At 61.8% G+C, this 8491-nt stretch carries 6 protein-coding genes and 1 pseudogene; 3 read left to right on the plus strand and 4 right to left on the minus strand.

What is annotated here, in order from left to right; translation table 11 throughout:
- Positions 1-5 precede the first annotated feature (5 nt).
- From ABK249_RS20110 to ABK249_RS20125, 4 genes are all read right to left on the minus strand, one after another.
- On the minus strand, positions 6-1022 hold the full coding sequence (locus ABK249_RS20110; protein ID WP_227703944.1) for an ABC transporter ATP-binding protein: 1017 nt from the start codon (positions 1020-1022) through the stop codon (positions 6-8).
- Positions 1019-1933 carry an ABC transporter permease gene (locus ABK249_RS20115; RefSeq protein ID WP_081952869.1) on the minus strand — a complete coding sequence of 305 codons (915 nt, stop codon included), beginning with the start codon at positions 1931-1933 and terminating at the stop codon, positions 1019-1021. Before ABK249_RS20115 ends, ABK249_RS20110 begins: the two co-directional genes overlap by 4 nt.
- Positions 1926-2903, minus strand: coding sequence for an ABC transporter permease (locus ABK249_RS20120; RefSeq protein ID WP_037152711.1), 978 nt, complete (start codon positions 2901-2903; stop codon positions 1926-1928). The genes ABK249_RS20115 and ABK249_RS20120 overlap by 8 nt, the downstream gene beginning before the upstream one ends.
- A 112-nt stretch (positions 2904-3015) precedes the next feature.
- Complete coding sequence (locus ABK249_RS20125; RefSeq protein WP_227703945.1) at positions 3016-4668, minus strand: ABC transporter substrate-binding protein; 1653 nt, start codon at positions 4666-4668, stop codon at positions 3016-3018.
- Positions 4669-4948: 280 nt separating this feature from the next.
- On the opposite strand from ABK249_RS20125, the gene ABK249_RS20130 reads away from it, so the two are divergent.
- From ABK249_RS20130 to ABK249_RS20140, 3 genes and pseudogenes are all read left to right on the plus strand, one after another.
- Positions 4949-5749: an IclR family transcriptional regulator gene (locus tag ABK249_RS20130; protein ID WP_037152714.1), complete on the plus strand. Its 801-nt coding sequence runs from the start codon at positions 4949-4951 to the stop codon at positions 5747-5749.
- Between the two features lie 281 nt (positions 5750-6030).
- Positions 6031-7755, plus strand: a complete 1725-nt coding sequence (locus tag ABK249_RS20135; RefSeq protein ID WP_227703946.1) for a M28 family peptidase — start codon at positions 6031-6033, stop codon at positions 7753-7755.
- A gap of 243 nt (positions 7756-7998) precedes the next feature.
- Positions 7999-8491 (plus strand): annotated as a pseudogene (locus ABK249_RS20140) (xanthine dehydrogenase family protein molybdopterin-binding subunit); the annotation flags it as partial.

Genomic DNA, 8491 nt, shown 5'->3' on the forward strand with positions numbered 1-8491 from the left:
GATATTCATGCGCGGGCCATCCAGGTCTCCGTCTTGGCGGCTTCGATACGCAAGGCGGCGCTTTCACGTGCGCGATGGCAGAGCACGGGATGCCCCGGCGCGACGTCGATTACCGGCGGCTCCGAGCCGCAGAGATCAAGCGCGAAGGGACAGCGCGGCTTGAAGCGGCAGCCGGCTGGCGGATTGGCTAGATTGGGCGGCGCGCCTTCGATCGGCGTCAGCACGCCGGAAGCAGCACCTTGCAGGTCCGGAAAGGCGTTGCGCAGGCCCATCGTATAGGGGTGCGAGGGGGCGGTCAGCGCCGCCTGCATGGTTCCCGACTCCGCCACCTTGCCGGCATACATGACAACCGTGCGGTCGCAGATATAGGCGACGACCGAAATGTCGTGCGTGACGAGGATGACAGAGAGGCCGAGCCGCACCTGCAGTTCCTTGAGCTGGTCGAGAATTTGCCGCTGCACGATGACATCGAGCGCTGTCACCGGCTCATCGGCAATGATCAGTTTCGGGTCGAGCGCCAAAGCCAAGGCGATCGCCACGCGCTGGCGCATGCCGCCGGAGAACTGGTGCGGATAATCGTCCAGACGGTTGGCATCGATGCCGACCATTTCGAACAGTTCCTCGGAACGTGCGCGGGCCTGTTTGCGGCCCATGCCGCCGCGACGGCGCAGCACCTCGCCGAGCTGGTATTCGACCGTATAGACCGGGTCGAGCGAGTTCATGGCGCTCTGCGGCACGAAGGCGATGTCGCGCCATCTGAGCGCGTTCATTTCCTTTTCGGGCAGCTTGGCGAGGTTCCTGCCCTCGAACAGGATCTCACCGCCCGTGATCGCTGCATTGTCGGCGATCACCCGCGTCAGGGCACGGGCTACGGTGGTCTTGCCGCAGCCGGATTCACCGACCAGGCCGGTAATCGAGCCCTTCGGGATGTCGAAGCTCGCGCCATCCACGGCATGGACGAAACTGCGTCCCACCTGATAGCTCACCCGCAGGTTCCGGACGGAAAGGAGGGGTTCTGTCATCGGTTCAACTTCGGGAAAAGGATGTTCTCATAACCACGGGTGACGAAGAAACCCGCGCTGACGACGAGGATGATGCAGATGCCGGGCGGCACGAACCAGTAATAGGCCTGCTTGGCGAGCGCCTGGCTCGCGAACGCATCCTGCAGCATGTAACCCCAGCTGATCGAATCCGGGTCGCCGAAGCCGAGAAAGCTGATCGACGCTTCCGTCAGGATCGCCCAGCCGATCGCGATCGAGCCGTAAAGGAAGGAGAGCGGCAGGATGTTCGGCGCGATATGGCGCAGGATGATCTTGAAATCGGACGATCCAGCCACTCGCGCCGCTTCCACGTAGCCGCGCGTCCTCAGCGTCAGCACCTGGCTGCGAATGACGCGTGCCGTGTCGCGCCAAAGCACCAGCGCCATCGCGATCACGACGTTCCAGATGGACGGCTGCAGGAAGGCGGCAAGCACGATGACGAAAGGCAGGAACGGGATGCCGAAGGCGATATCGGCAAGCCGCATCAGCACGGCATCCACCCAGCGGCCGAAATAGCCGGCGATGAGGCCGATGATCGAGCCGATCAGCGCCACCATGAAGGCGGCGGTCACACCGATCAGCAGCGCGGAACGGCTGCCGTAAACGAGCTGCGAGAAGATGTCCCGGCCGAGGCTGGTGGTCCCCATCAGGAAACCGTCCTGCCCCGGCCGGAGGTCCGCCGCCAGATCGTAGGAAGGCGTGTAGAGGATTTCCGTCGGATCATGCGTGGCGATCTGGTCGGCAAACACCGCCGTCACGATGAAGACGAAATAGATGACAAGGCCGGCGACGGCGAACGGGTCGTTCACCGGCAGTCTCAGCGCGCGGAACATCCGGGCAAGGATATTGGGGCGCCTCGGCTTGATGATTGCGGGTGCGGCGATCTCAGGCATGGGAAACCCTCGGATCGAGAACGGCGTAGAGCAGGTCGGCAAGCAGGTTCATCAAAATGACGACCAGCGCGATCATCAGGAAGGCGCCCTGCGCCAGCGGATAGTCCGAAGCGGCGACCGCATTCACCAGTTCGCGGCCGAGCCCCGGCCAGGAGAAAACGGATTCGACGACGACATTGCCCTGAAGCTGGTAGCCGACGGCAATCGCAAAGGAAGTCATCACCGGCAGAAGTGCGTTGCGGGCCGCGTGGCGCACAACGACCGTCCAGTTCGACAGGCCCTTGATGCGCGCCATGGTGACGAAATCCTCCTTCATCACGTCCAGCATGTTGGAGCGCATCAGGAGAAGCGGCAGGCCCTGGCTGTAGATCGCCAGCGTCGCGGCCGGAAGGATCAGGTGCGAAAGGAAGTCGCGGGACGTATAGAGGTCAAGGAAACCGGAATATTCCGCTCCTGGAGCGCGCGTGCCGCCTGCCGGGAACCAGCCGAGCGAGAACGAGAAGATGGCGAGCAGCACCATGCCGAGCCAGAATTCCGGCATGGCGCGGGTAGTGAGCACCGCGGGAATGGCGGCCTGCTCGATGAAGCTTCCGCGCCGCCACGCGAGATAGGCACCGGCCAGGATGCCGAAAGCGTAAGCGATGATCAGCGAGGAAAAGGTCAGCACCAGCGTGTTGGGCAAGAGCGTCCAGATGCGCTCACCGACCGGCTCGCGATAGCGAAAGCTCTGGCCGAGCTCGCCCTGCAGGAGATTTCCGAGATAGATCAGGTATTGCTGCCAGAGCGGCTTGTCGAGCCCGAACTGGGCCATGAGCTGCTGCTGCTGTTCCAGCGTGAATGTCGGGTCGATATAGGCAGCCATCGGATTGCCCGGCATCAGCCGGAACATCAGAAAGAGGATGGTCACCACCGCCCACAGGACAAGAGCGAGCTGCAGCAGCCTGCTGCCCACCGCCTTGAAATTGGTCATCTCATAAACTTCCTTCTCTTGGCTCGGCCCCTCGGGAGGAATGCGAGGTCGCCAATGTCAAGCGTCAGGCAGGGAGGAGACGGCGCGGGAGGAGCGCCGCCTCCGCGAAGGATCAATTGGCTGCCAAGGCTTCCTTGGTGTCGCCCGGATAGTGGAGCTTGCCACCTTCGAGCGTATAGCCAGCGTCCTTCAAGGTCTTGGCTGCAACGTCATGGCCGGCCTTGAAACCATCGACCACCGACTTGTCATGCCAGAACTCAAGCGCCGGCGAGACGATGGAGTTCGAGGCGACCGCGAAGCCGCGATAGGCGGCCTTGACGATCAGCTGACGGTCGACCGCTTCGGAAAGCGCACGGCGGAAGGCCGGGTCGTTGAAGGGCGGACGGCGCTCGTTGAACGCGATGTAGCGGAAGCCCATGTCGACGGTCGACACGACTTCCAGGTCGCCGTCCTTCTTGGCGGCATCGATCAGCACTTGCGGATCGCCGGTGAACTCGCCCATGAAGTTGACTTCGCCCGAACGCAGCATGCCGAGTGCGGCTTCCGCATTGGGAACGATGCGCAGGATCCAGCGATCGACCTTCGGCGGATTGAAGTGATCCTTGTTCGCCGCAAGCGTGACGGACTCGTTCTTTGCCCAGGAGACGAACTTGAACGGGCCGGAGCCGATCGGCATCTGCTCCTGATAGCTTTCGGCGGTTTCCGGCTTCGCGGCGAGATCCTTGAGGATCGGCTCCCAGACATGCTTCGGGATCAGATTGACCTTGGCGAGGCTGGAGGTGACGAAGGAGGCTGCCGGCTTCTTCAGCTTGAAGGTGACGACGTCGCCGTTGATGGCGATCGAGTCGATATTGGTGGCGAAAGGCTTGTACATCGGCGCTTCGCCGCCGACAGCAGCCTCAAAGGAGAACTTCACGTCTTCCGGCGTGACCGGCTTGCCGTCATGCCACTTCATGCCCGACTTGAGCTTCACGTCGACCGTAGTCGCGTCCTTCCAGGTGAAGCTTTCGGCAGCCCACGGCTTCGGCAGACCGTCCGGCCCGACACGCAGGAGGCGGTCCCAGACGAGTTCGGTGATCCAGCTGTCGACGCTGCCCGAGATATAGAGGGGGTTGATCGCCTTTATATTGTCGGATGAATTGATGATCAGATCCTTCTTGGCGCCGGCCGGCTCAATGCCCAGGAAGGTCCAGGTGTTGCGGATGCCGATGCCGCTCTGGTTGACGACCGATTCCGGCTTCCAGACCGTCTTGTCGAAGGCGAAGGTCGATTTCGGATGCACCAGCATCATATAGGGCTGATCCTTGTCGAGGATCTCCTGTGCCTTGTAGACGAGCGCCTTGCGCTTGTCCGGATCGATCTCGCCGCGCTGGGCTTCCGCCGTCGCGTCGTAATCCTTGTTCAGATAGCCCGCGAAATTGTAGCCGTTCTCGGCGGTCGATGAATGGAAGAGGTTGAAGACGAGCTCGTCCGGATCGGAACGCTCGGGCCGGCCGACCATCTGCCAGGCGGTCGAATCCCAGTCGTTGCGCTTGTACCAGACGACATCAGACATCTGCTCCCAGGGCATCGCCTTGACCTCGACATCGAGGCCGAGCTTGCGCCATTCCTGGGCGATGAGCTGGACGGACTGGAATTCGGCCTGCTGGCCGGCCTGCGGGCGTGACAGGATGGTGATCTTGCGGATTGGATCGCCGGCAAAGGCAGGCAAGGCCAAGGCACTCACCATCATTGCCGCACATGCGGTTCTCAAAAAGGACTTCATCGTTGTTCTCCTCTGAATAGCTTGACTATTCTCTTTGTTGGCAAGGGTTATCTCCCCCTTGCTTTGCGAACTTTGAAATCATCACCGACACGCATCGCGCGCACCGAAGGAAATTCTAATCCACAGATTTCATCATCAGCACGCCTGAGGCAATTGCATCGCGACGCGCTTTGTTTTATTCCGTGAAACATCGTTTCGCATTGCAAACGAGTAAATCACATTCCCAGAAGATTGCAAGAAGCTTGAAGCAATCCATTTCACATGCCGGAGGACACACCCGATGACCGAAACCAAGGATTACAAGATCGCAGCCGTGGATCGGGCTCTTGCGCTTTTGGAAGCGCTGGCCGATCGTCCCGAACAGGGTGTCACCTCGCTTGCGAAATCGCTCGGCATGACCAAGTCGCTCGTCTTCCGGCTGCTGCATACGCTGGAGGACCGCGGCTTCGTGTCACGGGATGCGGAACGCGCCGAATATTCGCTCGGCTACCGCATTGGTGTACTCGGCGAGCGGCTCGGCAAGGATGGCGCCTTGCTGCATGCAGCCCGGCCGGTCATGGACGCGCTGCGTGACAAGACGTCGGAAAACATCAACCTCGTCGTCCGGGAAGGGCTGAAGAGCTATGTGCTGGCGACGCGGGCAGGCCGGCATTCGATCCGCCTCTTCGCCCAGGCAGGACGCAACGGTCCGTTGCACGCCGGCGGCGGATCGCTGCTCCTGCTCGCCCATGCCGATCCCTCCGTGATCGACACCGTTCTGGCCCAGCCACTCGAAGCCTTCACCCCGCACACGGTGACAGATCGGGCGAAACTGCTGCAGATCCTCGAACGCATCCGGGCGAACGGCTACAACATCGTACTCAATGATCTCGACGACGGCGCCTTCTCGGTGGCGGCACCAATCAGGGGAGCGGACGGCGCCGTCATCGCCTCGATCTCCGTCGCCGGCGCGGTGGTCCGTTTCGACGAGGAACGCCGGGAGAGCTATCTGAACGCGGCGCTGGAGGCCGCCGCCGAGATTTCCGAACGCCTTTCCATTCATGGGCCCGGCGAAAGTGGACGCATGACATCAACTGCTTGAACTCTGCAGATCGCTCCTCTTCGTCACTTCAGGAAATTCGGGCGCCTTGGCGCCCATTTTCGCCGGCGCATCGGCCCGAAAATCGGAATCGATTTTTGGAAAACACGATGCGCAGATTCAAAGATATCGAGCGTCCTATGTGCGTCCAAAAGGACGCACGGCGCTCGAGTGCGATTTCTCGCCCTCCAAACCCGCTTGCAGGGTCGGAAAACCTCTGTTAGCGTCTCCTCGTTTTATGAAACGACGTTTCATCTAATAAAACAATTTGGGGAGTACCGGAGATGAACGAGACCGAATCCGCCGTTCTGGGAGCGGTGAAACTGGACGAGCCTTGGGCGCTGATCGAGAGCTTCTCGACCTACAAGCGCGAGCATCCAACCGACGTGAACCGTGGCATGGACGAGGTGGCCGCGCGGCTGAAGAAGCACGGTGTCGATGTGACCATGCACGAGCCGAACCTCTACCTGAGCCTTCCGGGGCTTGCCCGCGTCGAGGCCGGGGATAAGACCTTTCGTGCCAAACCGCCAGCCTACGCGAAGGACGCCAAGGCCGGCGTGAAGGGCGAACTGGTCTATATCGCGAGCCTCCAGCCGAAGGCGATCTCGACCATGTTCGAGAAGGCCGTCGAGGACACGGACAACCTCGCGGCACGGGTGCGCGGCAAGATCGTTCTCTCCGAAGGTTTCGCCAATCCCGGCCTTGTCTCGCAATTCACGGAACTGGGGGCGATCGGCGTCATCGCCATCAACCCCGGCGTCGATATCCATTGGGGCATCTGCACCACCGTCTGGGGCACACCGGACCTTGACGACCTGCCGCGCAAACCCTCCATCCCGGCCGTTGCCGTCAACCGGGAGAGCGGCGACGCACTCATCGAGCTTGCCGGAAGCGGAACCGAAGTTACGGTTTTCACCGACATGGAAGAGGGGTGGTTCACCTCCAAGTTGCCGGAAGTCTTCATCAAGGGCACGGAGGAGCCGGAAAAATACATCCTGCTGCATGGGCATCTCGATAGCTGGGACGTCGGCGTCGGCGACAACGCCACCGGCGATGCAACCCTCCTCGAAATCGCCCGCGTCCTTTGGGAAAACCGCGACAAGCTGAAGCGCTCGGTGCGCATCTGCTGGTGGCCCGGCCATTCGACCGGCCGTTATGCCGGCTCCACCTGGTTCTCGGATAATTTCGCGCTCGACCTCGACGAGAATTGCGTCGCCTCGGTCAATTGCGACAGCCCCGGCTGCCGCTGGGCGACAGAGTTCATCAACCTCTGCATGATGAGCGAGACGGAAGCCTTTCTCTCTGACGTCATCGAAGAGGTGGCCGGCAAAAAAGCGGAAGGCGAGCGCCCGCACCGCGCCGGCGACTATTCCTTCAACAATATAGGTCTTTCGAGCTACCTGATGCTGTCTTCCACCATGGCCGACCGCGACCGCGAGGAGAAGGGCTACTATACGGTCGGCGGTTGCGGCGGCAACATCGCCTGGCACACCGAGAACGACACGCTGGAAATCGCCGACAAGGACATCCTTCTGCGCGACATCAAGGTCTACCTGCTCGCCGTGCTGCGCAACGCCAATGCGAAGATCCTGCCCTTCGACTGGCGCGCGACGGCGAAGGAATTCCTCCACACGGTCGACACCTACCAGAAGAAGGCCGGCGACCGCTTCGACCTCTCTCCGACCCGCAAGGCGGTGGAACAGCTCGGCGCGGCACTCGCCGCCTTCTATGCCGGTATCGACGCCGGCAAGGTGGAAGCGAAAGAGGCCAACCGCGTGATCCAGCGTCTGGCCCGCATCCTCGTGCCGCTCAACTTCACCCGCGAACAGCGTTTCCGCCACGATCCGGCCCTGCCGATCCCGGAACTACCGGCGATCTCGACGGCCGCCGATTTCGACAAGCTCGATCCGGCCAGGCATGGTTTCGCCAGGACGCAACTCGTGCGCGGCCAGAACCGCATCATCGCCGCTCTGCGCCAAGCCGAGGAACTCGTCCGCTCCGCTGCCTGATCACGACCTGAAGAACCGAAAGCCCGCGCTGGCTTGGCCGGCGCGGGCTTTTCCTTCGCTGGCGACAATCCGCAAAGGATGCGATCACGTCATAAAATGACATTTGTCAGAGTTGAATTCTTCCTTTAGCGTCGGCCTCCGGGACAGGGCGGGAAGGCCGGGCGGAATCTCGTCCGATGCCTGCTTCGCAGTTGAATCTTGCAGAAAAGTTCGGCCCGGACCTGGCCGGCATGGGAGAGTGTTTTGAGCAGTGATCATGAGGTCTTCACCGGCCGCCGGGAAGACATGAGACTTGTGACCGGACAAGGCGTGTATACCGCCGACAATATATTGGAAGGCCAGTTCCACGCCGCCTTCTTGCGGGCGGACCTGCCGCATGCACGCATCGTTTCGATCGATGCAAATGCGGCTCTGGAAGCACCCGGCGTCCGTCTCGTACTGACGGGCAAGGACGCGCTCGAAGCGAACCTGATCGCCCCCGGACCGCTGGTCACCTTTCCCGGCGTCGACGGCATGAAGATCAGGGCGCCTGCCCGCTATGCCCTTTCGACCGACCGCGTGCGCTTCGTCGGCGAACCGGTCGCGATCGTGGTGGCCGACAGTGCCGATGCGGCGGCCGACGCGATCGAACTGATCTCCATCGAATATGAGGAATTGCCGGCCGTCGGCGGCCCCGAGGCGGCTCTTGGTGACGGGGCGCGGCAGACCTTCGATGATTGGCCGAGATCGGGAGGGG

Origin of the sequence: Neorhizobium phenanthreniclasticum, assembly GCF_040066075.1 — a bacterium.
GTDB lineage: Bacteria > Pseudomonadota > Alphaproteobacteria > Rhizobiales > Rhizobiaceae > Neorhizobium > Neorhizobium petrolearium.

Bases quoted from the DNA above. Each gene is read 5' to 3' on its own strand.
- ABK249_RS20135 (WP_227703946.1), top strand. From the start codon at position 6,031: ATGAACGAGACCGAATCCGCCGTTCTGGGAGCGGTGAAACTGGACGAG.
- ABK249_RS20125 (WP_227703945.1), bottom strand. From the start codon at position 4,668: ATGAAGTCCTTTTTGAGAACCGCATGTGCGGCAATGATGGTGAGTGCC.
- ABK249_RS20115 (WP_081952869.1), bottom strand. From the start codon at position 1,933: ATGCCTGAGATCGCCGCACCCGCAATCATCAAGCCGAGGCGCCCCAAT.
- ABK249_RS20130 (WP_037152714.1), top strand. From the start codon at position 4,949: ATGACCGAAACCAAGGATTACAAGATCGCAGCCGTGGATCGGGCTCTT.
- ABK249_RS20120 (WP_037152711.1), bottom strand. From the start codon at position 2,903: ATGACCAATTTCAAGGCGGTGGGCAGCAGGCTGCTGCAGCTCGCTCTT.
- ABK249_RS20110 (WP_227703944.1), bottom strand. From the start codon at position 1,022: ATGACAGAACCCCTCCTTTCCGTCCGGAACCTGCGGGTGAGCTATCAG.